This is a genomic window from Trueperaceae bacterium, assembly GCA_019454765.1.
Taxonomy (GTDB): Bacteria; Deinococcota; Deinococci; order Deinococcales; family Trueperaceae; genus JAAYYF01.
In genome coordinates this window covers 1-1848 of the sequence record JACFNR010000091.1, presented here as the reverse complement: position 1 = coordinate 1848, position 1848 = coordinate 1, and the positions used below count along the sequence as shown (strand labels likewise).

Here is a 1848-nt window from a genome sequence, read left to right as displayed (position 1 = left end):
CCGTGGGAACAGTGGTCCGTCTTCCTCCACCCGACCCAAGAGGAACTGGTCACGCGCGACTTCGGCGGCCCCGCCCGCGTCTCCGGCTCCGCCGGCACCGGCAAGACCGTCGTGGCCATCCACCGTGCGGTCCACCTAGCCGAGGCGAACCCTCACGCGCGCGTCCTGCTCGCCACCTTCTCCGACCAGCTCACCTCGCACCTGGAGGAGAAGCTGAGCGTGCTTACCCGGGTCAGACCCCGCGTGCGGGAACGTATCGACGTGGCCACCCTCGTCGGGCTCGCCCAGCGGCTGCACAGGGCCAGGTTCGGTGAAGCGGCGAAGCTCGTCACCGAAACGGAACTCGAACGGGTGATCGAGGCGGCGGCCAACGAGGTGGGAGCAGCCTTCTCCCTCCCCTTCCTCCTCAGCGAATGGGAACACGTGGTGGACGCCTGGCAGCTCCGCGACTGGGAGGCGTACAGGAGCGTGCCTCGCATCGGCCGCAAGGTGAGGCTGCCCGAGAGCGCCAGACGCGCGGCCTGGAGCGTCTTCGAACTCGTCTGGAAGACCCTGGACGGACGCGGAGCCACGACGGAGGCCGGCGTGTACGGTCGCCTCGCTCGAGATGAGGGAGCTGCCCCGCCCTACGACCACGTCGTCCTCGACGAGGCGCAAGACGCCAGCGCGGCGCAGCTGCTCTTCCTGTCGCGGCTCGTCGGCGACAGGCCCAACGGCCTCTTCTTCACCGGCGACCTGGGCCAGCGCATCTTCAGGCAGCCGTTCTCCTGGCTAGCCGTCGGCGTCGACATCCGCGGTCGCTCGCGCACCCTGAAGGTCAACTACCGCACCTCACACCAGATCCGCACCGCCGCCGACCGGCTCCTCGACGAGCGCACCGACGACGCCGACGGCGAGACGCAGGAGCGCCGCGGCACGATCAGCGTCTTCGATGGCCCCGAACCCACCGTCGAGGTCCACGAGACCGAGGCGCAGGAGCGGGCGGCGGTCGCGAAGTGGCTGGGCGCCCAGGCCGAGAAGGGCGTGTCGCCCAATGAGATGGCGATCTTCGTGCGTTCCGAGGCTGAGCTGGGACGGGCCGCGGCCGCCGCCGCCGAGGCTGGCATCCCGGCCCGCGTGCTGGGGTCCAGCGCCTCGACCGCGTCCGAAGACCGCCTCGTGATAGCGACCATGCACCTGGCCAAGGGCCTGGAGTTCCGGTCCGTCGCCGTCATGGCCTGCGATGAGGACGTGATCCCATCGAGCGAGAGGCTCGCCCAGGCCGCGGACATGGTGAACCTGCAGGAGATCCACGAGACGGAACGGCACCTCTTGTACGTGGCCATCACCCGCGCGCGCGATGCGCTGGCCGTGTCGGGCGTGAAGCCCGGGTCCGAGTTCCTCGCCGACCTCGACTGAACACCCGCTTGCGGCGCCCCACGGCGCTGTGCTTCATGCCCTGAAACGACGATCTTTCGCTTCATAAGCCGCCTACCCGGTTTCCTTGTGATATCCTCCCTAATCGGGTCGCTTTACCGGCCCGATGCTTTCGTTTCGAAAGCATCCCTGCAAGATCGCCTGGAGACATCATGCCCCGACCCGCGTCCCCCGCACGATTCCACGCCATAGCGGCCATCCGATGACCGATACCGTCAGTCCACCCACCCTGACGAACGAGCGGATCCGGGCCACCTCCCAGGCCGACCCAGGGGTGCAGCAGGCCCCAGGAGCGGGGTCCCACGCGGCGCTCGACCGCGTGCTCACCGCCGTGGCGCGCCAGTCCACCTACCGCGCCGACTGCGTGGGGCTCGTGCCAACAGAGAACCTGCTCAGCCCCGCGGCTCGCAGCGTCATGGCGTCGGACCTAGG

General features: G+C 69.3%; 2 protein-coding genes. Both read left to right on the top strand.

Going from position 1 to position 1848, the window contains the following annotated elements; translation table 11 throughout:
- A partial coding sequence (locus H3C53_13385) for a UvrD-helicase domain-containing protein (protein ID MBW7917660.1) occupies positions 1 to 1398 on the top strand: 1398 nt, incomplete at its 5' end.
- A 220-nt stretch (positions 1399 to 1618) separates the two neighbouring features.
- The coding region (locus H3C53_13380; protein MBW7917659.1) for a hypothetical protein at positions 1619 to 1848 on the top strand (230 nt) is incomplete at its 3' end.